Origin of the sequence: Sphingopyxis sp. (assembly GCF_016704835.1) — a bacterium.
Taxonomy (GTDB): Bacteria; Pseudomonadota; Alphaproteobacteria; order Sphingomonadales; family Sphingomonadaceae; genus Sphingopyxis.
Genome location: NZ_JADIZJ010000006.1, coordinates 173,519 through 195,076, shown reverse-complemented (window position 1 = coordinate 195,076; position 21,558 = coordinate 173,519). Strand labels below are relative to the sequence as shown.

Here is a 21,558-nt window from a genome sequence, read left to right as displayed (position 1 = left end):
TTCACGCCAAAGCTTCGGCAATCAACCGCCGCGTATTGTCGATCCCGAACAGCGCGATAAAGCTGCCCATCCGCGGCCCGGCGCTCGACCCGAGCAACGTTTCGTACAGCGCCTTAAACCAATCTCGCAGATTTTCAAAGCCATAGGCCTCGTTCTTGCCGATCTCATACACGATGTTCTGGATCTCGTCGGCGGGGGTATCGTCGGCGAGCGCCGCGAGCGCCGCGTCGAGTTCGCGCAATGCTGCAGCTTCAGACCCTCCCGGCTTGCGGCGGCTGAGGGCGGCCGACGCCACATCACGATTATAGGCAAGCGCATGGTCGATCAGCGCGCCCAGCTCGGAGTCGCGCGTCACCGCCGCGTTCTCGACATAGTTGCCAAGGTAATTCCAGACCTGCTCCTTGCTGGCGCCGATACCGAGGACGCCGACCAGGTTGAGGAGCAGCCCGAAGGTCACCGGCGGTGCGTCGGCCGGAACGGACCCATTGTGGATATGGTGCACCGGATTGCCGAGCCGCTTGTCGAGCGGCTGTTCGTGCCATTGCGTACGGAACTTGTAATATTCATCGACCGCGCCGGGAATGATGCCCAGATGCAACTGCTTGGCGCGCTTGGGCTCGCGATAAGCGTAAAATGCGACGCTTTCAGGCGGGCCATAGCTAAGCCAGTCCTCGAGCGCGAGGCCATTGCCCTTGGTCTTGGAAATCTTCTCGCCCTTTTCGTCGAGGAACATCTCATAGATCAGGACTTCGGGCGGACGGCCGCCGAGCGCTCGCGCGATCTTGCTCGACTGGGTGACGCTGTCGGTCAGATCCTTGCCCGACATTTCATAATCGACGCCGAGGGCGACCCAGCGCATCGCCCAGTCGACCTTCCATTGCAGCTTCGAAGCGCCGCCCAGGATCGACCGGGTCACGGTCTCGCCCTCGTCGTCAAAGCGGATCAGCCCCGCCTCGGCATCGACGACCTCGATCGGCACCTGCAGCACCACGCCCGACTTTTCGCTGATTGGCAGCACCGGCGAATAGGTCGCAGCCCGTTCCTTGCGCAGCGTTGGCAGCATGATGTCCATGATCGCCTGATAATTGCGAAGGACATTCTTCAACGCGTCGTCGAACGCCCCCGACCGATATTGTTCGGTCGAGCTCACAAATTCATATTCGAAACCATAACGGTCAAGAAAGTCACGCAGCATCGCATTGTTATGGTGCGCGAAACTTTCGTGCGTACCAAAGGGATCGGGAACCTGGCTGAGCGGCTTGCCCATGAAAGGGCGCAGCATGTCGTGGTTCGGAACATTGTCGGGGATCTTGCGCATTCCGTCCATATCATCCGAAAAGGCAACCAGCCGCGTCGACGCGCCGCCACTCAGCGCTTCATAGGCGTGGCGCACCATCGTCGTGCGCAGCACTTCGTTGAAGGTGCCGAAATGCGGCAGCCCTGACGGACCATAGCCAGTCTCGAACAACACCGGCGCGCCGCCGGGCTTGCCGTCCGGGTAGCGTTTGACCAGCTTGCGCGCTTCCTCGAACGGCCAGGCCTTGGACGTTTGCGCGGACTCGCGCAGCGAAGGATGAAGGTGCAGGTCAGTCATGCGCCGCGCCATAGCGGCAAGATGCCCCGATGGGAAGAAGCCCAGAAAACTGCGCAACTTCACTCGCGATTTGCCTGCTGCACCGTTCCGACAAAGGCTTAAAGCCACCATGCCCCCGCATGCGCATACCCCAGATGCGTCGCTTATGGCTTCACGAGCGAGGCATTGGCCGGCTGCATCTGCATTATGATGCATGGCGGAACAATGTGGGAAAGCCGAATATTCGGCCACCCCGCGCCCTTGCTGCGCCGCTTCGATTTATCCTCTGGGTTGGGTCGCCGGCAAAAAGCTGCTCTTGCGCAGCAACGCCGCCGACACGAGCGCAACGAGCAGCGCCACGGGCAATATCTCGGTCAGCGTCAGCGCCATGCGGAACAACGGATTCTTATACTGTTCGGCCATCGCGCCCATCTCGGACGAGAATTTTTCGATCTCGGCCCCGGATTTTCCGGCCGCGCGCATATCTTCGATCGTTTTGGCGATATATTCGGTCATGAAGGTTCCGCCCGACTGCCACATATAAACTTCCCAGCTGAGGACATAGAAGAGCGCCGCGACAAGCCCGATACCCAAACCGACGCCAAGTGCTTTCCAGAAAGTGATGACTCCACCCAGATTGACGTCCCGATATCGTTTCACGCCGATAAAAACGAACAGCAACGCCGCCAGCATCGACAGATAGCCGGCAACCATGCCCATCGTACCATGGTCGGCAACGAAAGTGATGCTGATGAACATGCCAAGAATGACGATGGTGCCGGAAATGGTCCCATAAACTGCGATAGTTCTTCCCATGACAATCTTCTCCCCGTTGGTCGATGCATGCGGGATGGGACCAGACCAAGGGCAAAATCCATCGCCCAAACGGGTGATTTGTCGATGATAGCCCGATTTCTACGGCAGGATATCGAGCGTCCGCGCCTTTTGCACCGCCTGGGTCCGGCTGGTAACCGCCAGCTTTTCATACACTCGAGCAACATGCGTCTTCACCGTATTGGGCGAGATATCAAGCTGCCGCGCAATGACTTTGTTCGCATGGCCCGCCGCCAGCATGTTCAGCACTTCGCACTCGCGGGGGCTTATCCCAAGCTCCGCGATCGCCGCGTCGTTGCGCACAAAGGCTTGGCGCGGCCTGGCGGTCAGGCGATTGCCGGCCCAAATACCGAGCGCCACGCAAAGGACCGCGATGCAGGCGATATAAAATTCGGTCGACCAGCGGTGCACGACATGTTTGTAGTTCAACCACTCTAGCAGAAACGCGGCGCCTGCCAGCCCGGTGCCATAAAGGATGATCGAGCGGACCATGATCGAGTTAGACCATGATCGGCGGGTGCTGGCAATATTGCGTCGGTGCGACGTGCTGCCTTGATCCGGCTTGTGGCTGGCAGACTGATGCCCCCCGTTGCCGCCCCTAGTCGCGCGCCGCCGGGTCGAGCAGGATCGCCACCGACCCGCGCTTGCGCCCGGTATCGACATAGGCGTGCGCGGCGGCAATGTCGTCAAACGCATAAAGTGCCATCGACCACCGGACGCAACGTGCCGCCCGCGGCGAGGTCGGCAAGCTGCTGGACATACTGCGGCCTCTCTGTCGCAGGACCAGCAATGACCCGCCGCCCCTGTCGACCCGGCGCCCCGATCGTCGCCAGCATGTCGGGCAGTCCCGCTGCGATCGCCACAAACCGGCCATGCGGGCGCAGCAACGGCAGCGCCTCGCGAGTGGTCATGCTACCTGCGGTTTCGAAAATGACGTCAAAGGCGGTCAGCGTGCCGCGGAAATCGGTGGTCGCATAGTCGATCACCGCCTCCGCCCCCAGCTCCCGCACCCGATCGGCATTGCGCGCGCTGCACACCGCGGTGACGTGCGCGCCGCGGTGCCGCGCCAGTTGGACTAGCGCCGATCCCACCGCTCCCGATGCCCCGACCACCAGCACCCGGTCGCCCGCCGCCACCGCGGCGACGTCCAGGAAATGCAGCGCGGTGCTACCGCCGAAACACAGCGTCGCCGCCTTGGCAAAACTCAACATCTCCGGCTTGCGCGCGATCGGCCCGGTTTCGGCGACGCAGCGATATTCGGCATGGCACGCCATTTTTCCGCCCGGAAACGCCATCACCGCGTCGCCGGGACGATATCGGGTCACGCTCGCGCCTACGGCATCGACGATCCCGGCGATCTCGGTCTCCAAAATCGGCTGGCGCGGCCTCCGAAAGCCGAAAAGCCCATGTGCGATCAGGTTCATGCCCGCAGGAAAGCGCGCGGCACGCAGCCGGCTGTCACCCGACGTCGCCATGACCTTGACCCGCACCTCGCCCGCGGCAGGTTCGGGCATCGGCACGTCGCGAAATTCCAGCACCTCGGGGCCGCCATAGCGCGATCAGACCACGGCTTTCATTGGCGAATCCTGACTATGAGGAAGGGGCGGCATTGTTGTGCATCTTTCGGCGCAGCGCGCCAGCCGCCGCGGTGTACTGGGGCATCGCCACCGCGCCAATTATCGTTACCGAAAAATTTACCATCCGGGGCTTAGCATCGCGCCATGGACACAACCCGAATCCCGCAGCCACGCCGCCAGACCCGAACCCCCGTCGCGCTTGAGGTGACGGTCAATGGTGTCCTCAACTTCGTCGAAGGCCACATCACCGATCTGTCCGAAGGCGGGGCGCGGATCGACGGCGCCAGCATGCCGGCGCGCTCGCGCTGCGAAATCCATTTTGGCGGCGATGTCACCTATGCTGTGGTCATGTGGTCCGAAGTCGATCGCATGGGGGTGCGTTTCCCCTACGAACTGACCCACGGCCCGCTCTACAATGCCCTGAAACGCGCGCAGAACGCGGTGATGATCGACCCGGCCCAGATATTCCTGACCAATCGCGCGCCGGTGTTCGGGCGTCGCGGGTTGAGCTGAACCAAAACGGCCCCAAATCCGTTCGCCCTGAGCTGGTCGAAGGGCCGTTCTTTCTCTTACGCGGATCAGGATGAGCTCACGACGAACGGATGAAAAGTAGCTTGAAGCCGCCATTCGCCTTGCCGCGTTCGCCTTTTGTCCCTACTCTTCATCGATGCCCCCCGCGCTCCTTCCCCTGCCCGCGATCCATGCCAGCCACGTCGGCATCTGGATTGCCGATGCGCAGGGGCGCGTGCAGCGGGTCGGGCGGGGCGAGGCGATTGCTGCGGTCGCGGCGACCCCGCACCTGCTGCTCGGCGCGACGCTGACCGGCGATCGGCTCGGCTATCCCGAGCTGTCGGGGCTCGACCTGCTCGAACTCTTCGCCTTCCTCTATCCCGCGCGCTTTGCCGTGCCGACCCCAGCGGGAATCGCCGCCACGATCGGCGTCACCCCGCCGACGGCCGAGGAAGACGTCGCCGCCTTTCTGCCGCACGCGACTGCCGCGATGCTGGCCGGGATAGACGATCCGGCCTGGCCCGAACGCGAGGGCGCGTGGCACGGGATGCAAGCCCTCGCGCGCCAGCGCTGGCCGTGGGCGCCGCTGGTCCAGTCGCGACTGACGGTGCCGGATGCCAATGAACGCTGGCTGTTCGCTCGGCTGCCCGAATGGGAGGAATCGCCGCCGCGCCCCGCGCCGCGACAGGTGCGTATCAATCCCGACGATGTCACCGCGCGGCTCGACCGCTTGACCGGCGACGGCGCCGAACGCCGCTCAGGGCAGCAGGAATATGCCAAGGCGACCGCCGCGATTTTCGAACCGCGCGAGCGCAAGGACGCGCCGCAAATGCTGGTTGCCGAGGCGGGAACGGGGATCGGCAAGACGCTCGGCTATCTCGCCCCCGCCAAGCAGTGGATCGACCAGTCGGCGGGCAGCGTCTGCATATCGACCTTTACCAAGGCGCTGCAACGCCAGCTGTCGCGCGAGACCGAACGGCTCTACCCCGACGCCGCGACCCACCGCGAAAAGGTCGTCGTGCGTAAGGGCCGCGAAAATTACCTTTGCCTGCTCAATCTGGAGGACGCCTTGCAAGGCGGCTTTTCGGGGCGCGCCGCGATCCTTGCGCAGTTCGTCGCGCGCTGGGCCGCCTATACGCGCGACGGCGACATGGTCGGCGGCGACTTGCCCGGCTGGCTGCCCGCGCTGTTCCGCCGCAACGGCACCACCGCGCTGACCGACCGGCGCGGCGAGTGCATCTATGCGGGCTGCCCGCATTTCCGCAAATGCTTCATTGAACGCTCGGCGCGGGCGGCGACGCAGGCCGACATCGTCATCGCCAATCATGCGCTGACGATGGTGCAGGCGGCGCGTCCGCGTGATGGCGGGGCGCCCGCGACGCGGCTGATCTTCGACGAAGGCCATCATCTGTGGGACGCCGCAGACAGCATGTTCGCTGCCGCCCTGACGGGGCAGGAAGCGGTTGAAATCCGCCGCTGGGTGCTGGGACCAGAGGGCAAGTCGCGCGGGAGGCGGCGCGGGCTGGCCGCAAGGCTCGCCGATGTCGCGAGCTATGACGAGGCGGGCGAGCGCGCGATCCAGGCGGCGATCACCGCTGCCGCCGAATTGCCCGGCGACGGCTGGCTCGGCCGTTTGTCCGAGAATGATCCGTGGGGCGCGATCGAGCGGCTGCTCGCTGCGGTGCGCGGGCAGGTTTATGCACGCGCGGTCGATACCCGCACCGCCGACGCGGGCTATGGCCTCGAGACCGAGCTTGCCGATCCCGACGCGGCGCTAGTCTCCGCCGCCGCCGCCGCCAGCGACGCGGTCGAGGCGCTGCTGCGGCCGCTGCTGGCGCTCGGCAAGCGGCTCGACGCGCTGGTCGACGACCCGCCCGACTGGCTCGACGGTCAGGCGCGCGCGCGCGTCGATGGCGCGCGCCACAGTCTTGGCACCCGCGTCGACACGCTCGGCGGCTGGCTGTCGCTGCTCGGGCGCGTCGGCGGCCCCGCCAACCCCGATTTTGTCGATTGGCTGGCGATCGACCGCTACGACGGGCGCGAGTTCGACACCGGGCTGCACCGCCACTGGCTCGACCCCGCGCGGCCGATCGCCGAAATCGTCTATCGCCCCGCGCAAGGCGTCCTCGTCACCTCGGCGACCTTGCGCAGCGGCCATGGTGCGAGCGGCTGGACCGAAGCCGACATCCGCACCGGCGCGCGCCACATGGACGGTGGGGTCCAGCATTTCGCTGTCCCCAGCCCGTTCGACTATGCCCGCCAGTCGGAGGTGCTGATCGTCACCGACATCGCGCGCGGCGACCTGCCCGCGCTCGCGGGGGCGTACAGCCGGTTGATCGAGGCATCGGGCGGCGGCGCGCTGGGGCTGTTCAGCGCGATCCGGCGATTGCGCATCGTCCACGCCCGCATCGCCGACCGATTGGCACGCGCGGGCCTGCCGCTTTACGCCCAGCATGTCGATCCGCTTGACACCGGCACCCTTGTCGACATCTTCCGCGCCGATCCGCACGCCTCGCTCCTCGGCACCGACGCCTTGCGCGACGGGGTTGATGTCCCCGGCGAATCACTGCGGCAGGTGATCATGGAGGGGGTGCCATGGCCGCGCCCGACGATTTTGCACGCCGCCCGCCGCGCGGCGCAGGGTGGCAGTGCCCATGACGACATGGTCATTCGCGGCCGCATCGGGCAGGCGTTCGGCCGCCTGATCCGCCGCGCCGACGATTTCGGCCAGTTCGTGATGCTCTCGCCCAGCTTCCCGTCGAGGCTACTCAGTGCCTTTCCCGAAGACACCCCGATCCGCCGCCTGCCACTCGACGAGGCGGTCAATCATGTCGCGACGGCGAATGTCGAAAGGCGAAAAACCGCCTTTCCAGCCTTTTCACCGTCATAAGTTTGCGGCACAAGGCTGCCGGACGACGGCATAAGCGCGAAGGCGCGGGGGAAGATTTTGAAGACTTTGACGATCCTGCGCCACGCCAAATCGGGTTGGGATGTCCAGGTCGAGCGCGATTTCGACCGCCCGATCAACAAGCGCGGCCAGCGTGGCGCCGAAATCGTCGGGCAATGGCTGAAGCGTCAGAAGCTTCCCATCGACCGCATCATCGCGTCGCCCGCGGTGCGGGTCACCGAAACGCTCGACATCTTCCAGCCCGCCGCCGAGCTTGACACGATCGAACCGCATTGGGACCGCCGCATCTATCTTGCCTCCGCCGCGACGCTGATCGACGTCATCCGCGACACCGGCCGCGATGCCGATCATCTGCTGATTTCGGGGCACAATCCCGGGCTGGAGGATCTGATCCTGATGCTCGTGCCGGAAACGAGCGGCGACGAGCTGCGCGGTGAGGTCGAGGAGAAGCTGCCGACGTCGGCGCTGGCGCGGCTCGAACTCGACATCGCCGACTGGCACGATCTCGACATCGGCATGGCTCGCTTCGCCGCCTTCATCCGCCCCCGCGACCTCGACCCAGCGCTGGCGCCCGCGATGGATCACGATTAATCCGAAATTTGGGTCGCGGCCATTATTCTTCCCTGTGGCGAAGCCATGGGGAGGTGGCAGCGCGTAGCGCTGACGGAGGGGCTATGGCGCTAAGGTCGCGGCCCCTCCACCGTCCGCTTCGCGAACGGTCCCCCCTCTCCGTCGCTTCGCGGCAGGGAGGACTATCTCCTCATCGTCATCCCGGACTTGATCCCGGACTTGATCCGGGATCCATAGCTGCACTGTCGTCATGGATCCCGGATCAAGTCCGGGATGACGAGGGTCTGGAACCGGCCATACTTGGTCGTAGCTCCGGCTTGTAACTGTTTCCCAGACCCGTCATTTATCGACACATGACAGTGCCGATCGATTATAAGCAGGCAAGTGCGGATTTTGACCGCTTCATGGTTGATCTGCGCGAGGCCCTTGACCTTCAGACAACTCATCAGGCTTGGGGCGTTCTGTTGGGCGTTTTCAATACCTTCCGCCGTCGCCTGGGAGCGAAAGACGCACTCAGATTCGCCCGGGCGCTGCCCCCTCTCCTGCGATCGGTTTTCGTGCAGGACTGGCATATACTGAATCAAGCGCCACCCTTCGCGAGCCGAGCTACACTCGATGCAGAGGTGATGGCCTACCATCGCGACCATCAACTAGCGCAGCAAGGTTGCATTGCCGCCGCGGCTGCAACGCTGTGGCAGCACGTAGACAAGCAGCGGCTCAGCGCCGCCTTGGGCAAGATGCCAGCTGAGGCGCGCGACTTCTGGCGTGTGGATGATAGCGGCTCCCGTTGAGTGTTCTGTCCGCTATTCTCACGCATCGTAGAAGAGCGGGCAGACCCTTTCCCAGCCTAAAACAGCCATCCGCCACAAAAAAATGCTGTCCTACATTATTCCGCTGTGCCGGCCTTGGCCTCAGCTCATTCAATATGTGAACCAGAAACGGTTGCCACTTGGATTACGGATGCGGCCAAGAACAGGTCGCCATCTGTCCGCCGAACGCGACAAACCCGGGGCTGCAATAGCCTGAACTTTCCTGTACTTTGGCATGATCAGGCGGCTCATGCACCGACCGGATCGCGGACCCCGCCGCGCTAATCCAGCGCCGCGGCCAATCGCTGGCGCAGCGCGACGAGCGCCGCGACCGGCACACCATATGCGTGCCCCATCGCACCATTCCCGGTCGCCCGCTCGGCGCGGGCTTCAACGGCCGGCGCTTCGGCTACCTTCGCCCCCGGCTCGGACAACGCCTTGCGCGCACCCTCGACCGTGAACCCCTGGACATGCAGCAGATAATGGATCCGCTCGGCCAGCGCGACATCCTCGGCACGGTAATAGCGGCGGCGGCCCGAGCGCTGGAGCGGCTTCAGTTGCGGAAAGCGGGTTTCCCAATAGCGCAGGACGTGCGTCGGCACCCCGATCCGATCGGCCAGCTCGCCGATCGCGAGCATGGCGCCGGACGCCTTGCCGCTGTCGTCCGGCACGTCAAACCCCACCATGGCCGAGGCCTGGGTTACTTACCGGCAACGCGCGCTCGCATCGTCTGGCTGGCGCGAAAGGTCATCACGCGGCGCGGCAGGATCGGCACTTCGATGCCGGTCTTGGGATTGCGCCCGACCCGCTGCGCCTTGTCGCGCAGGACAAAGGTGCCGAAGCCGGAGATTTTGACATTCTGCCCGCCCGCCAGCGCGTCGGACATATGGTCGAGAATCGATTCGACGATCGTCGCCGATTCGTTGCGCGACAACCCGATTTGCTGGTTGATCCGCGTCGCAATGTCGGCTCGCGTAAGCGTCCCTGCGGTCATGATGGTCCCTCCCCCTCGTAAAGCGAAAATGGTCGAACCGGTCCCGGACAGCCCCCACCGTCACGAGTCCCGTGCCCCTATGTAACAAAAGCGAATTAATCCGCCAAACTGAAACGGATGGAGCGAAGAGTTAATGCGGCAAAAGCACAAATCAGACGCGCAGAACCGCGGCGCCCCAGGTAAAGCCGCCGCCCATCGCCTCGAGCACGACCAGATCGCCGCGCTTGATCCGCCCGTCGCGGACCGCGAGGTCCAGCGCCAGCGGCACCGACGCCGCCGAGGTGTTGGCATGCTGATCGACGGTCAGCACAACACGTTCGGACGGCAGACCCAGCTTTTTGGCGGTCGCGTCGATGATCCGCTTGTTCGCCTGATGCGGCACAACCCAGTCGATCTGGTCGGGCGACAGGCCGACATCGGCCATCACTTCGCCCAGCACCGATGCCAGATTGGTGACGGCATGTCGGAACACCTCACGGCCCTGCATGCGGACATGGCCGACGGTGCCGGTGGTCGACGGTCCGCCATCGACATAAAGCATCCCCGAATATTTGCCCTCGGCATGCAACCGCGTCGCCAATATGCCCTGATCGTCGTCGACGTCCTTTGCCGACAGCACGACAGCCCCGGCGCCATCGCCGAACAGGACGCAGGTCGTGCGGTCTTCCCAGTCGAGGATCCGGCTGAAGGTTTCAGACCCGATTACCAGTGCATGCTTGGCCGCGCCGGTGCGCAGCATCGCATCAGCGACCGACACCGCGTAAAGAAAGCCCGAGCAGACCGCGGCGACGTCGAACGCGATGCAATCGGGGGCGCCGAGCAGCGCCTGCACCTTGGTCGCGCTGGCCGGAAACGTATTGTCGGGGGTAGCGGTGGCGAGGATGATCAAGCCGATATCCGACGGCTCAAGCCCCGCCGCCGCCAGCGCCTGCTGCGCCGCCGCGGCGCCCAGCGTCGCTGTCGTCTCGTCGGGCTCGGCGATATGGCGGAAGCGGATACCAGTGCGCTCGACAATCCATTCGTCGCTGGTATCGACGCGCTCCGCCAGTTCGGCGTTCGACACGCGGTTGCGCGGCAGCGCCGACCCGGTACCCGCTAGAATCGCGCGCAAGGTCATGCCGTGTTGCCGCTCTGAAAATTGGCCAGATCCTCGGTCACCTGGCGCGTGATATCCTTCTCGATCAGCTCAGCGCAAAGGTGGACGCAGTTCGCGACCCCCTTCGCATCGGCGCTGCCATGGCTCTTTAGCACGACGCCGTTGAGGCCCAGGAACACGGCGCCATTGTGGTTGTTGGGGTCGAGATGATGGCGAAGCAACTCGGTCGCCGGGCGCGAGATCAGGAAGCCGATCTTCGAGCGCGTCGAGCTGGTGAACGCGCGGCGGAGCAGATCGGTGACGAAACGCGCCGTCCCCTCGATCGTTTTGAGCGCGATATTGCCCGAAAAACCGTCGTGGACGATCACATCGACATCGCCGCGCGACAATTTGTCGCCCTCGATAAAGCCCATAAACTCCATCGGCAGCGCTTTGGCGGCCCTGAGCATCGCCGCGGCATCGCGAATCTCGTCGGTGCCCTTCAGCTCTTCGGTGCCGATGTTGAGCAGTGCGACGCGCGGGCGCTGCAGTCCCATCGCGGTGCGCGCATAGGCCGCGCCCATTACTGCGAACTGGGTCAGGTTGGTCGCGTCGCATTCGGTGTTGGCGCCCAGGTCGAGCATGACGACGTCGTTGGCGCCGAGCGTTGGCAGCAGCGCCGCAAGCGCCGGCCGGTCGATTCCCGGCATCGTGCGTAGCGCGACCTTGGCCATCGCCATCAGCGCGCCGGTGTTGCCCGCGGACACGGCGCCGCCGGCATCGCCGCGCTTCACCGCGTCGATCGCAAGCCCCATCGAGGTGCTTTTCGCTTTGCGCAGCGCCTGACTCGGCTTGTCTTCGCCCGTTACGACGCCGTCGGTGTGGATGATGTCCGACGCCGCACGCAAATTCGGGTGGTTGTCGAGCGCCGACTTGATCCGCACCTCGTCGCCGACGAGGATGAAACGCAGACCATCGTGCTTGTGGCGCGCCATTGCGGCGCCGGCGAGCATCATCCGCACGCCGACGTCACCGCCCATCGCATCAATCGCGATTCGCGGTGTCAGTGCCATGTATTTGCGCTCCGGCTAGGGATCAGGCGCCGACCGACACCACTTCGCGGCCATTGTAATGGCCGCAGGCGTTGTAAAGTGTGCGGGCGCTTCAGCTCGCCGCAATTGGGGCATTCCTGAAAGGCTTCAACCTTCAGGCTGTCGTGGCTGCGACGCATGCCGCGCTTCGAGGGCGAGGTTTTTCGCTTGGGAACGGCCATGTTATTTCCTGCATTCTCAATAGTGTGTTACGAATCGGCTACCCGGATTTGTCACCCCCGTTGCCGGAAATGACTGGCCCGCCCGCCGTACGAAACGCTGTTCCCGCCGCATTATAGCGAGAAAATCGTCCGCCGAAGGGTGCCTCAACGCCAGAAGGTGTCGGGTGCCGGATCGGGCGGGGCTATAGCGTTTTTGCCCGCAAAGGCAAGCCCTGTGGATGACAATGCGCAGGCAAAAGCGTCGCCCTTGCCGATCGCACCGTGCGATGCCACACCACGTCGAGCGCCGGGTGACAACAGCAACGGCCAAAATGGGGGACACATATGATAATCTTGCCGATCAGCCTGACGATTGCCGCCGGAGCGGCGTTGCTCAACCTGTGGCTGTCGATCCGCGTTGGCCGCGTGCGGACCAAGGAAAAAGTCTTTGTCGGCGACGGCGGCAATGAGCTGGTGACGCGGCGCATGCGCGCGCACAGCAATTTTGTCGAGAACACGGCCTTCGTGCTGATCCTGCTTGCGCTTGTCGAGCTCGGTTTGGGGTCGTCGATGTGGCTGTGGGGGGTCGGCGCGCTCTATCTGGTCGGCCGCATCCTGCACGCGCTTGGCATGGACGGCATGATGTGGGGCCGCATGGTCGGGACGATCGTCACGATGCTGACCCAACTCGGTCTGGCGCTCGGCGCGCTGGCGATCGTCTATCTGACGCCGACCAGCATCACGACGACCGAGATCGAGGAAACCATGGTGGTGGCACCGAAATAAGCGCTCCGTTGTTGCGAGCGCAGCGAAGCAATCCAGGGCGTGACAAGCCGCTCCGGATTGCTCCGCTGCGCTCGCAATGACGATGGAATTTAACCAGCGGCCCCCAGTGCCATATCGCCCACAAACGGGTTCGTCCGCCGTTCGTGCGCGAAATTGCTGTGCGCGCCGTGCCCCGGCAAGAAGGTCGTGTCGCCGCCGAGCGCCACAGTTTCTGGGTGATCGAATCGAGCAATTGCTGGTGATTGCCGCGCGGAAAATCGGTGCGCCCGATCGACCCCTGAAAAATCACGTCGCCGACAATCGCGAGCTTTGACGGCGCATGATGGAACACGACATGGCCCGGGGTGTGTCCGGGGCAGTGAATGACGTCGATCGTCAGATTGCCGACCGTCACCGTGTCGCCCTCGACCAGCCAGCGATCGGGCTCGAAAACCTCGCCGACCATGCCGAAGCGCGCGCCGTCCTCGGCGAATTGTTCGATCCAGAACCGGTCGTCCTCATGCGGCCCCTCGATCGGCACGCCCAATTCCTTCGCCAGCATCCCCGCCTGTCCGCAATGGTCCATATGGCCGTGGATCACCAGGATTTTTTCGACCTCGACCCCAGTCTGGCGCACCGCCTCCTTCAGCTTGTCGAGATCGCCGCCCGGATCGACGAAGGCCGCCTTGTTGGTTTCGGTGCACCACAACAGGGTGCAATTCTGCTGGAAAGCGGTGACCGGCACGATCGCTGCGCGCATCGGAGGATTGGGAGCGTTCATGTCGGTGATGTGGGAAACATAGCCAAAATGGCAAGCCACCGGATCACGCATTGACCGTGCCACTGCGCCGATTTGACCCACCGCGGTTGCAGGCATATTGGTTAGCGCCATGACCAAAGCCATTTCTCACGGCACCGTCCATGAGGCGCGCGATGACATGCAGGCGGCGCTGGCTTCCGATCCCGTTACACTGGCGCTGTGGGAAAGCCTGACCCCGCTCGGCCGCAACGAGTTTATCTGTTGGGTGGAGGATGCCAAGCAGGCCAAAACCCGCGCGCGCCGGATCGTACGGACGGTGGAGGAAATGCACGAGGGGAAAAAGCGACCCTGTTGCTGGGCCGGGTGCATCCACCGCGCCGACAAGGCGCCAAGCCGCTGGCAGCAGGCGGTCTTGATCGACAGAAAAGCGAAGTAGCGCGCCTTAACGCAGGGGTCATCGTGTCGCCTTCGACATTCACCGCGGCGAGCCGCGACAAAAAGCTCTGCCCGAGTAGCGACACGCCCATATCGGCGTCGATCACCGCCGCTTGCACGCCGCGCACCTCGATCCCCTCGACCTCGATACTATCGAGGGTAACCAGCCGCATCGGCACGACGCCGCCTGCGGTGCTCGCGCTACCGCCGATAGGAAGATCATCGACCTTGATGCCGATCGCCTCGGCATCGTCGCGGGTCAGTGCGACGATCGATGCGCCGCTATCGACCAACATGCGAATGTTTCGCCCGTCGATCTCGGTATCGGCATAGAAATGCGAATCGCCCGAACGGCCGAGCAAGACCTCCCTCGGTCGGCCTGAACTGCCGCTGGCTGCGGCTGCGGCGGCAGCCAAAGACCGATCCTTGCGCAGCTTGTGCGTCGTCAATTGTCGTGATTGCCGGAAATGGTAGCGGTTGTCTCGACAGCTTCACCGGGCGCAGAACGACTGGCGACCCCCGCCATGCCGATCGACACCGCCGCGATGATCGCGGCCAAGCCAAGAAAGCGCCCCAACATGGCGAGCGTTGTCGCAGCTTAGGGTTGGGGATTGGTTAAGCGGGCGGCTGTTCGATGAAGCCCCGCCACGTCGGCGCGCCGCCGCGAATGCTGTACGCGATCCGCACACACGCATAGCGGCGATCCGGCCGATTGTCGGCGTCAGCGGCGGTCGCCGGCCATTGGTCGCCAGCGCCGCCCGCCGACCAGCACACCAAAGCTTCCGCCTCTTTCCCCGTCTCGATCGCGGCGCGCTCGTCGGCGTTCAGCGATGCAGGCGCGCTCCAGCCGAGGATCGCGCGGTGCGTGACCCCCTTTGAAAACAAAGCGTGTCGCAAGGGGCTATCGCCATCGCGGAGCAGCGCGGCGATCTGTGCACGGTCGGCTGCTGCGAGCCATGGCCCGCCGAGCAGCGGCGCCCAGCGCGCGTCATCGCGCGATCGCAGCGCCGTCGCGAGATCGTCGGCAGCAGCGGCAAAGCGCGGCGTCCATACCGAATCGGTGGCGAGCGGTACCAACCGCGCCCGCGGGACGGGCGCCTCGGTCTCGACCGACAGTAACGAAACGGGTGCGCCCGCCTCGGTCGCAAGGGCCTGCGTGGCGAGTGCGGCGACCAGCGCCGATGAGATCAGGAAAGCCCGCATGTCATCGACATAGCAGGAAACGCCACCCCTGTCAGGCACCCGCTGGCACCAGTGCGCCGCGCATCCAAAGCGGCGCAGCGGCGGCGTCGATGCTCTCGACCCGGCGATGCTCGACCGAGCAGCCAAGGTCCGGATAGGCGATCACCTGCCGCTTTTCATTGGCATCGGCGATCGGCACCACGACCAGCCGCCGATTGATCTTTTGCCGCCAGTTCATCCGCGCCGTATTTTCCTGTCCGACATAGCAGCCTTTGGTAAAGCTGACGCCGTTCAGTTCGGCGGCGTTGCATTCGAGCCACAAGGTCGTTCCGTTGCCCAGCTCCGCGCGGCCTTCGGCGACGCCAAGCGCCAGTCGGTGCGCGCGCCACGCATCATCCGCGCCAACGTCGCCATCCGCCGGCGCCAGCCAGCGCTGTCCAAGTTCGGGCAGCCTCGGATCGACCACCCCGACACCGCCCTCCGGCGCCCAGTGAACGCACAGATCGGGCTCTCGCTCAATCGTGATCGCGCGCCGCAACCGGTAAAGCGTCAGGCGTTTCGCCAGATCGCCCGCGGCATCGCGCTCGCAATCGATCAAGATGTCGTCACCGTCGCCCCAGATCAGGAAATCGAACAGCGCCTTGCCCTGCGCCGACAGCAGCGCCGCCCAGACCGGCAGCTCGCCCGACGTATCGTTGGAGACCAGCCCTTGCAGGAAACCGCGGACATCGTCCCCCGACAGACGGATCAGGGCGCGGTCGATGAGGGTTGTGTTGGCCATGCCCCGACAATAGGGAGCGCGGAAGCGAACTTAAAGCCCTTCCCCGCCATGGGAGGAGAAGACCATGACCGACCACCTGACGATCCGCCGCCCCGACGACTGGCACGTCCATCTGCGCGACGGTGCGATGCTGACCGATGTCGCGCGCTACACCGCGCGCCAGTTTGCCCGCGCGATCGTCATGCCCAACCTGTCGCCGCCGGTAACCACCGCCGAGGAAGGCCGCGCTTACCGCGACCGCATCAACGCTGCGGTCCCTGCCGAGCTCGATTTCACCCCGCTGATCGTCGCCTATCTGACCGACGCCACCGACGCGCAAGAGATCGCCCGCGGCCATGCCGAGGGCGTTTTTACCGCCGCCAAGCTCTACCCCGCCCACGCCACCACCGGCAGCGCGCACGGGGTTACCGACATCGCGAACATCATGGGCGTGCTCGAGCGGATGCAGGCCATCGGCATGCCGCTGTTAATCCACGGCGAGGTCACCGACCATGACGTCGATATTTTCGATCGCGAGGCGGTGTTTATCGAGCGCACGCTGGAACCGCTCGTCCGCGCCCTGCCCGTGCTCAAAATCGTGTTCGAACATATCACGACGGCAGAGGCGGCGCAGTTCGTCGCCGACGCCCCGCCAATGTCGCCGCGACGATCACCCCGCAGCATCTGCATATCAACCGCAACGCGATGCTCGTCGGCGGCATCCGCCCGCACGCCTATTGCCTTCCCGTCGCCAAGCGCGAACATCACCGCCTTGCGGTGCGCGCCGTTGCAACCTCGGGCTCCCCCAAATTTTTCCTCGGCACCGACAGCGCCCCGCACGCGGTGCACACGAAAGAAGCCTCGTGCGGCTGCGCGGGCATCTTCAACGCGCCGTTCGCGCTTGAAAGCTATATTACTGCGTTCGACCAGGATGGTGCGCTGGACCATTTCGAGGGTTTCGCCAGCGAACATGGGCCGCGCTTCTATGGTCTGCCGCTCAATGAAGGCACGGTAACGCTGGAACGCGGCGCAACGCCGGTTCCCGACCGCATCGGCGAGGTCGTGCCTTTCCATGCGGGTGAGACGCTGGGGTGGAAGCTGGTTTAGTTTGCTTCGCACGAAGACACAAAACCGAACCCACCCTGCGAGCGCCGCCTGGAGCCCGTCCACGATTTAGATATTTGGGCTGACTGCGGCGATGAGTTTTGATTCAGTCGGGGGATGGCAAGCGCTTCTTCCTGGGATGTTGATCAGGTATCTCTGTTTCCGCCTTCGGGTGATTATGTCCCGGTCTCGCACCCTGCCCATTTTGTTCGGGATCTGGCGCGACGAGCTGGATCTCGGCGCTAGCATCGTGACGATGCGGGGCGCCGGCGTTTCATCCTGCGATGATGACGGCGCTGCTGCTACCCGACACGCAGGGCCTCCTACTCGCGACGACCCGCTTGCAAGCCGGGATTTCCTGCGGTGACGGCCAGTTCACCGGATTTTCGGACGATCTCAGAGTTTCGCAAGCGGCATCTCAAAGCGCTGTCGGGATTGTCAAGGTGCGAAGCTGTGCGCCGAGGCTGGCCGGCCGGCCACGCCGGACGGTACGAAGATCAAAGCCAATGCGTCCAAGCACAGGCGATGAGCATGCCCGCATGCAGAAGGCCGAAGCGGCGCTTGCGGCCGAAGTCAAGCTGGCTCAAGTCTGCCGAGGCCGCTGACCGCCGCGATGATGCGAGCCCGGGCCGGCCAGCGCGGCGACGGGGCCCGACTGGTGCGACAAACAGCAGCGCCTGACCCGGATCCGGAGAGCCGCGCCCGAGCCGCCCGAGCAAAGGAAGATGCCAAGGCCAAGGCGAAGGGCGATGATGACGACGCAGCGATGGACCGCCAGGCCGCAAGCCCCAGCATCCGCCAGGAACGCCCAAGCCCGGCACAGCGCAATTTCACCGACCCGGACAGTCGGATCATGCCGGGCGATGGCTTCATTCAGGCGTATAACGGTCAGATCGCCGTCGATGCGACCGCGCAATAATCGTGGCGCATTCGCTGTCGAACTCGCGCGATCCCCTTGCCTGATCCCGCTCACCGACGCTGTCACCCGGAACATGGAGGGCAAGAGGCCAGGGAGATCTCGGCGGACGCCGGCTATTGCTCCGAAGCCAATCTGGCCGGGCCCAGGATCGCGAGATTTCCGCTTACATCGCCACGGGCCAGGCCAAGCGCCCGACGACCGAGGCAAGGTGGCGGACCGCCACCCAGGCGATGCGCCAGAAGCCAAGCTTGGCGACACCGCAGTCGCTATCGACGCAAACAACTGCCCGAACCGTTTTCGGACAGATCAGCGCCGGATTCCGTCAGTTCCTCCTGCGCGGTCTCGACAAAGTCCAAGACGAATGGAGCCTCGTCTGCATCGCCCACAATATCACCAAGCTCTGGGCCGTAGCGTAGTTCTGCCCTCTTCGATTGCGTCCCTTCAGCGCCACAGGCCGCAACCAACCCGGCATTCGGGCCCAATCACCGCGATTCTACCACCCCTCAGGTCAAAACCCGGCGCGAACGCCGTCATGTCCGCCGCGACACCTGCGAAAAAGAGTTCGTGGACGGGCTCCTAGGCGATCTCGATCATCCGCTCCGCGCGCATCTTGCGCCACATATCGAAGCTGAACACCGCGATGCTGATCCAGATCAGCAGGAAACAGAACAGCTGCGCGGGTTTCAGCGGCTCGTCGAACACGAACAGCCCGAGCAGGAACGCGATGCTCGGCGCCAGATACTGGACAAAACCCAGCGCCGCATAGCTCATCCTCCGCGCCGCAGTCGCGAACAGCAGCAGCGGCACCGCGGTCACCACGCCCGCTGCCGCGAGCAGCCAGCTGATTTCAACGTCCGCCCCGAACCCGCGCCCATCGCCGAGCCACAGATAATAGCCCGCCGCGGCGAGCGACAGCGGCAACAGCAACGTCGTCTCGATCGCCAGCCCCGGCAATGACCCAACCGGCACCACCTTGCGGATCAGGCCATAGGTGCCGAAACTGAGCGCCAGCGTCAGGCTGATCCACAAGGTATCGAGCGCGCCCGCCAGCAGGATCGCGACGCCAATCGCGGCGATGACCACCGCCGCCCCCTGCAACCGCGACAGTCGCTCGCCCAGGAAGATCATTCCCAGCAGCACATTGACCAGCGGATTAAGATAATAGCCCAGACTCGCCGCGAGCACATGGTCGGTAAACACCGCGTGGATATACACCAGCCAATTGAGCGCGATCAGCACCGAACTGGCGAGCAGCAGGCGCAGCGCGCGCCAATTCTTCAGCGCCGACATATAGTCGCCGATCTGGCGGCGGAACGCCATGATCACGAAACAGAGCGGCAGCGACCAGACAATACGCTGCGCCAGCACCTCGACCGGCGGCACCGTCTCCAGCAGTTTGAAGAACAACGGGACAAAACCCCAGATCGCGTAAGCACCCAGTGCATAGGGCAAGCCGCGCTGCTCGCTCGCCGCCGGGGCGGTCGGCTGATTCATAAGGTGAAACCTGCCTTTCGGCCGAAAATCAGATGATACCACCGCCCAGCATCAGGCGGATCACGCCAATGACGATCACGACGATGTTCAGATTGCGCCCACTGGTGCTGCTCGACATCGCGCCGAGCGCCAGCCCGACGACGGCAAAAGGTACAATCACCCAGTTCGCCCAGCCTAGCAAAGGAATGAAAGCAAAAACGGCCAAAACCAAGGCGATGGCGCCGATGACGAGCGAGGCAATATTGAGCATTTCGGGGTTGTCGCATGCCGCCGCGAAAGCAGCAAGTGCCTTTCGGTTCGTCGACGATAACACTCGCTTCGTCTCGTTGCCGGGGGTTCATGCAACGCCATCCGGGGCTGGCTCGTTTTGCCTGTCGAAGCGCCCGGTACCGCCCTGCGGAACAAGGCGTAGAACCAGGAAAGGATTAGCATGCGTAATTTCAACAAAGGCCTGATGGGTGGCTTGGCCGCCGTCAGCGTTGCGCTCACCGCACCGGCCTATGCCGGCATGGTTGCCCCCGCGAAGGCCGAGGGTTTTCATCAGCTTGATCAGTCGAGCAGCTTTCACAAGCGCAATAAGCGTCACTACCACGACCAGCGCGTCAATGCGAACACCCGCGTGTGGCGTGATGGCGATGGCCGTTATCGTTGCAAGAAAGACAATGGGACCACCGGCCTGCTGATCGGCGGCGCTGTCGGCGGCCTTGCAGGCAATGAAATCGCCGGTCGCGGCGACAAGCTGCTTGGCACCGTGATTGGCGCAGGCGCTGGCGCGCTGCTGGGCCGCGAGATTGATCGCGACAAATATCGCTGCCGCTAAGCGATAGAGCTACCGTCTCGATTGCGGGTCCGAGACCCCTCCGCCCGCAAACGTAGATGGAAGAGGGCGCCGACCTGGTCGTCGGCGCCCTCGACCGCGTGTGCGCTCCGGGCCCGGTTCACCCTTGCCCGCCTGCCGCTCTTGTCGCAAAAGCATGCTCCCGTCCCCCGCGAGAGAAATACCATGCTCAATGGCCCCCTGCTCGTTACCCAGCGGCTTATCATGCGCCCACCCGCGACCGAGGATTTCGGCGCCTTCGCTGACATGTGCGCTGAGCCCGAAACCATGCAGTTTATCGGCGGAACCTGCCCGCGCGCCGCCGCGTGGCGCATCTGGTGTACGCTCGCCGGGGCCTGGCACATCCGCGGTTTTTCGATGTTTTCGGTGATCGAGCGCGACAGCGGCGAATGGGTCGGTCGCCTCGGCCCGTGGGAACCCGACGGCTGGCCAGCCCCCGAAATCGGCTATGGCGTGCGCGCAAAATTCGCGGGCAAGGGCTATGCCTTTGAAGGATGCGTCGCTGCGTGCGACTTTGCCGTCGAGTTTCTCAAATGGCCCGAACTGATGCACAGCATCGACCCCGCCAACACCCGCTCCCAGGCGCTTGCGATCCGGCTGGGCGCCACCAACAGCGGCCCGACCCGCCTCCCCGCACCGTTCGAGGATGCGCCCGTCGATGCGTGGGTGCAGAGCGCCGATGCCTGGCGGATCAAGCGCAAGGAGTTGCTGCCATGACCGACCGTCACGTCGATCCCGAACGCGCGCAATTCGACGCCTTCAAGGCCCTGCCGCGCGACACCCCAATCCATATGCTCAACCTGGTCCGCTTCAAGGCCGCCGCTACCTATCCCGCCGACCATCCCCTTGCGGGCGAAACGCTTACCGGTGCCGACGCTTATGCCAATTACGGCGCCGACAGCGGCCCCATATTCCAGCGCGTCGGCGGCCGCATCGTCTGGCGCGGTACGATGGAAGCGATGGTGATTGGCCCAGATGCTGAGTATTGGGATGCGGTATTCATCGCTGAATATCCGACCAGCGGCGCCTTCATGGAAATGGTCACCGACCCTGCGTACCGGCAGGCCGTCGTCCACCGCCAAGCGGCGGTCGACACGTCGCGGCTGATCCGCTGCAACCCGGAAGCGTCTCGTTACGGCACAGTTTTCGGCTAACAAAGGGTTACCCGTTAACGCATTTTCTTTGCGCCTTTTTAACCA

Annotated in this window: 21 protein-coding genes and 5 pseudogenes; 11 read left to right on the top strand and 15 right to left on the bottom strand. The window is 64.3% G+C overall.

The window, feature by feature from the left end; translation table 11 throughout:
* Position 1: 1 nt before the first annotated feature.
* The 4 genes from IPF76_RS12415 to IPF76_RS12400 form a co-directional block, all read right to left on the bottom strand.
* Positions 2-1,594, bottom strand: a complete 1,593-nt coding sequence (locus IPF76_RS12415; protein ID WP_293844347.1) for a lysine--tRNA ligase — start codon at positions 1,592-1,594, stop codon at positions 2-4.
* A gap of 258 nt (positions 1,595-1,852) precedes the next feature.
* The gene (locus IPF76_RS12410) at positions 1,853-2,389 is read right to left on the bottom strand and encodes a DUF4199 domain-containing protein (RefSeq protein WP_293844344.1); all 537 of its coding nucleotides are present in this window, start codon (positions 2,387-2,389) and stop codon (positions 1,853-1,855) included.
* 99 nt (positions 2,390-2,488) lie between these two features.
* Positions 2,489-2,899, bottom strand: a complete 411-nt coding sequence (locus IPF76_RS12405; RefSeq protein ID WP_293844342.1) for a response regulator transcription factor — start codon at positions 2,897-2,899, stop codon at positions 2,489-2,491.
* A gap of 194 nt (positions 2,900-3,093) precedes the next feature.
* Entirely contained in the window at positions 3,094-3,945 is an 852-nt protein-coding gene (locus IPF76_RS12400; protein ID WP_293844339.1) for an NAD(P)-dependent alcohol dehydrogenase, read from the bottom strand.
* Positions 3,946-4,128: 183 nt separating this feature from the next.
* On the opposite strand from IPF76_RS12400, the gene IPF76_RS12395 reads away from it, so the two are divergent.
* From IPF76_RS12395 to IPF76_RS12380, 4 genes are all read left to right on the top strand, one after another.
* Positions 4,129-4,497 carry a PilZ domain-containing protein gene (locus tag IPF76_RS12395; protein WP_293844336.1) on the top strand — a complete coding sequence of 123 codons (369 nt, stop codon included), beginning with the start codon at positions 4,129-4,131 and terminating at the stop codon, positions 4,495-4,497.
* 154 nt (positions 4,498-4,651) lie between these two features.
* Positions 4,652-7,384, top strand: a complete 2,733-nt coding sequence (locus IPF76_RS12390; protein ID WP_293844333.1) for an ATP-dependent DNA helicase — start codon at positions 4,652-4,654, stop codon at positions 7,382-7,384.
* A 57-nt stretch (positions 7,385-7,441) separates the two neighbouring features.
* Entirely contained in the window at positions 7,442-7,993 is a 552-nt protein-coding gene (locus IPF76_RS12385) for a histidine phosphatase family protein (RefSeq protein WP_293844330.1), read from the top strand.
* Between the two features lie 332 nt (positions 7,994-8,325).
* The gene (locus IPF76_RS12380) at positions 8,326-8,763 is read left to right on the top strand and encodes a DUF2267 domain-containing protein (protein ID WP_293844327.1); all 438 of its coding nucleotides are present in this window, start codon (positions 8,326-8,328) and stop codon (positions 8,761-8,763) included.
* Positions 8,764-9,062: 299 nt separating this feature from the next.
* Here IPF76_RS12380 and IPF76_RS12375 read toward each other — a convergent pair whose 3' ends face one another.
* The 5 genes and pseudogenes from IPF76_RS12375 to rpmF form a co-directional block, all read right to left on the bottom strand.
* Positions 9,063-9,467 carry a MerR family transcriptional regulator gene (locus tag IPF76_RS12375; protein WP_293844324.1) on the bottom strand — a complete coding sequence of 135 codons (405 nt, stop codon included), beginning with the start codon at positions 9,465-9,467 and terminating at the stop codon, positions 9,063-9,065.
* A gap of 14 nt (positions 9,468-9,481) precedes the next feature.
* Complete coding sequence (locus IPF76_RS12370; RefSeq protein WP_188682454.1) at positions 9,482-9,775, bottom strand: integration host factor subunit alpha; 294 nt, start codon at positions 9,773-9,775, stop codon at positions 9,482-9,484.
* Between the two features lie 151 nt (positions 9,776-9,926).
* Positions 9,927-10,892 (bottom strand): beta-ketoacyl-ACP synthase III, encoded by a 966-nt coding sequence (locus IPF76_RS12365; protein ID WP_293844318.1) that lies wholly within the window; start codon positions 10,890-10,892, stop codon positions 9,927-9,929.
* Positions 10,889-11,923, bottom strand: coding sequence for a phosphate acyltransferase PlsX (gene plsX, locus IPF76_RS12360; protein ID WP_293844315.1), 1,035 nt, complete (start codon positions 11,921-11,923; stop codon positions 10,889-10,891). Before plsX ends, IPF76_RS12365 begins: the two co-directional genes overlap by 4 nt.
* Before the next feature lie 22 nt (positions 11,924-11,945).
* Positions 11,946-12,123: pseudogene (rpmF, locus tag IPF76_RS12355) on the bottom strand (50S ribosomal protein L32).
* Positions 12,124-12,447: 324 nt separating this feature from the next.
* Here rpmF and IPF76_RS12350 point away from each other — a divergent pair.
* Entirely contained in the window at positions 12,448-12,888 is a 441-nt protein-coding gene (locus tag IPF76_RS12350; protein ID WP_293844312.1) for an MAPEG family protein, read from the top strand.
* An 89-nt stretch (positions 12,889-12,977) separates the two neighbouring features.
* Here IPF76_RS12350 and IPF76_RS12345 read toward each other — a convergent pair.
* Positions 12,978-13,648: pseudogene (locus IPF76_RS12345) on the bottom strand (MBL fold metallo-hydrolase).
* 109 nt (positions 13,649-13,757) lie between these two features.
* On the opposite strand from IPF76_RS12345, the gene IPF76_RS12340 reads away from it, so the two are divergent.
* Entirely contained in the window at positions 13,758-14,063 is a 306-nt protein-coding gene (locus tag IPF76_RS12340) for a YdeI/OmpD-associated family protein (RefSeq protein WP_293844309.1), read from the top strand.
* 79 nt (positions 14,064-14,142) lie between these two features.
* On the opposite strand, the pseudogene IPF76_RS20835 reads toward IPF76_RS12340, so the two are convergent.
* From IPF76_RS20835 to IPF76_RS12325, 3 genes and pseudogenes are all read right to left on the bottom strand, one after another.
* Positions 14,143-14,424: pseudogene (locus IPF76_RS20835) on the bottom strand (retropepsin-like aspartic protease); the annotation flags it as partial.
* A 253-nt stretch (positions 14,425-14,677) separates the two neighbouring features.
* Positions 14,678-15,304 (bottom strand): hypothetical protein, encoded by a 627-nt coding sequence (locus tag IPF76_RS12330; RefSeq protein ID WP_293844303.1) that lies wholly within the window; start codon positions 15,302-15,304, stop codon positions 14,678-14,680.
* Entirely contained in the window at positions 15,297-16,025 is a 729-nt protein-coding gene (locus IPF76_RS12325) for a folate-binding protein (protein WP_293844301.1), read from the bottom strand. The genes IPF76_RS12330 and IPF76_RS12325 overlap by 8 nt, the downstream gene beginning before the upstream one ends.
* A gap of 64 nt (positions 16,026-16,089) precedes the next feature.
* Here IPF76_RS12325 and pyrC point away from each other — a divergent pair.
* Together pyrC and IPF76_RS12315 are read left to right on the top strand one after the other, a co-directional pair.
* A pseudogene (gene pyrC / locus IPF76_RS12320) lies at positions 16,090-17,111 on the top strand (dihydroorotase).
* Between the two features lie 114 nt (positions 17,112-17,225).
* Positions 17,226-18,443, top strand: a pseudogene (locus IPF76_RS12315) (transposase).
* Between the two features lie 160 nt (positions 18,444-18,603).
* Here IPF76_RS12315 and rarD read toward each other — a convergent pair.
* Positions 18,604-19,521 carry an EamA family transporter RarD gene (rarD, locus tag IPF76_RS12310; RefSeq protein ID WP_293844298.1) on the bottom strand — a complete coding sequence of 306 codons (918 nt, stop codon included), beginning with the start codon at positions 19,519-19,521 and terminating at the stop codon, positions 18,604-18,606.
* Between the two features lie 28 nt (positions 19,522-19,549).
* Positions 19,550-19,771, bottom strand: a complete 222-nt coding sequence (locus tag IPF76_RS12305; protein ID WP_293704331.1) for a hypothetical protein — start codon at positions 19,769-19,771, stop codon at positions 19,550-19,552.
* A 180-nt stretch (positions 19,772-19,951) separates the two neighbouring features.
* On the opposite strand from IPF76_RS12305, the gene IPF76_RS12300 reads away from it, so the two are divergent.
* The 3 genes from IPF76_RS12300 to IPF76_RS12290 all read left to right on the top strand — a co-directional run bounded on the left by IPF76_RS12300 (position 19,952) and on the right by IPF76_RS12290 (position 21,513).
* Positions 19,952-20,341, top strand: coding sequence for a glycine zipper 2TM domain-containing protein (locus IPF76_RS12300; protein WP_293844295.1), 390 nt, complete (start codon positions 19,952-19,954; stop codon positions 20,339-20,341).
* Positions 20,342-20,524: 183 nt separating this feature from the next.
* Entirely contained in the window at positions 20,525-21,076 is a 552-nt protein-coding gene (locus IPF76_RS12295; protein WP_293844292.1) for a GNAT family N-acetyltransferase, read from the top strand.
* Positions 21,073-21,513 (top strand): DUF1330 domain-containing protein, encoded by a 441-nt coding sequence (locus IPF76_RS12290; protein WP_293844289.1) that lies wholly within the window; start codon positions 21,073-21,075, stop codon positions 21,511-21,513. Before IPF76_RS12295 ends, IPF76_RS12290 begins: the two co-directional genes overlap by 4 nt.
* The last annotated feature ends 45 nt before the right edge of the window (positions 21,514-21,558 follow it).

Bases quoted from the DNA above. Each gene is read 5' to 3' on its own strand.
- IPF76_RS12415 (WP_293844347.1), bottom strand. From the start codon at position 1,594: ATGACTGACCTGCACCTTCATCCTTCGCTGCGCGAGTCCGCGCAAACG.
- IPF76_RS12410 (WP_293844344.1), bottom strand. From the start codon at position 2,389: ATGGGAAGAACTATCGCAGTTTATGGGACCATTTCCGGCACCATCGTC.
- IPF76_RS12405 (WP_293844342.1), bottom strand. From the start codon at position 2,899: ATGGTCCGCTCGATCATCCTTTATGGCACCGGGCTGGCAGGCGCCGCG.
- IPF76_RS12395 (WP_293844336.1), top strand. From the start codon at position 4,129: ATGGACACAACCCGAATCCCGCAGCCACGCCGCCAGACCCGAACCCCC.
- IPF76_RS12390 (WP_293844333.1), top strand. From the start codon at position 4,652: ATGCCCCCCGCGCTCCTTCCCCTGCCCGCGATCCATGCCAGCCACGTC.
- IPF76_RS12380 (WP_293844327.1), top strand. From the start codon at position 8,326: ATGACAGTGCCGATCGATTATAAGCAGGCAAGTGCGGATTTTGACCGC.
- IPF76_RS12375 (WP_293844324.1), bottom strand. From the start codon at position 9,467: ATGGTGGGGTTTGACGTGCCGGACGACAGCGGCAAGGCGTCCGGCGCC.
- IPF76_RS12370 (WP_188682454.1), bottom strand. From the start codon at position 9,775: ATGACCGCAGGGACGCTTACGCGAGCCGACATTGCGACGCGGATCAAC.
- IPF76_RS12365 (WP_293844318.1), bottom strand. From the start codon at position 10,892: ATGACCTTGCGCGCGATTCTAGCGGGTACCGGGTCGGCGCTGCCGCGC.
- plsX (WP_293844315.1), bottom strand. From the start codon at position 11,923: ATGGCACTGACACCGCGAATCGCGATTGATGCGATGGGCGGTGACGTC.
- IPF76_RS12350 (WP_293844312.1), top strand. From the start codon at position 12,448: ATGATAATCTTGCCGATCAGCCTGACGATTGCCGCCGGAGCGGCGTTG.
- IPF76_RS12340 (WP_293844309.1), top strand. From the start codon at position 13,758: ATGACCAAAGCCATTTCTCACGGCACCGTCCATGAGGCGCGCGATGAC.
- IPF76_RS12325 (WP_293844301.1), bottom strand. From the start codon at position 16,025: ATGGCCAACACAACCCTCATCGACCGCGCCCTGATCCGTCTGTCGGGG.
- rarD (WP_293844298.1), bottom strand. From the start codon at position 19,521: ATGAATCAGCCGACCGCCCCGGCGGCGAGCGAGCAGCGCGGCTTGCCC.
- IPF76_RS12305 (WP_293704331.1), bottom strand. From the start codon at position 19,771: ATGCTCAATATTGCCTCGCTCGTCATCGGCGCCATCGCCTTGGTTTTG.
- IPF76_RS12300 (WP_293844295.1), top strand. From the start codon at position 19,952: ATGCGTAATTTCAACAAAGGCCTGATGGGTGGCTTGGCCGCCGTCAGC.
- IPF76_RS12295 (WP_293844292.1), top strand. From the start codon at position 20,525: ATGCTCAATGGCCCCCTGCTCGTTACCCAGCGGCTTATCATGCGCCCA.
- IPF76_RS12290 (WP_293844289.1), top strand. From the start codon at position 21,073: ATGACCGACCGTCACGTCGATCCCGAACGCGCGCAATTCGACGCCTTC.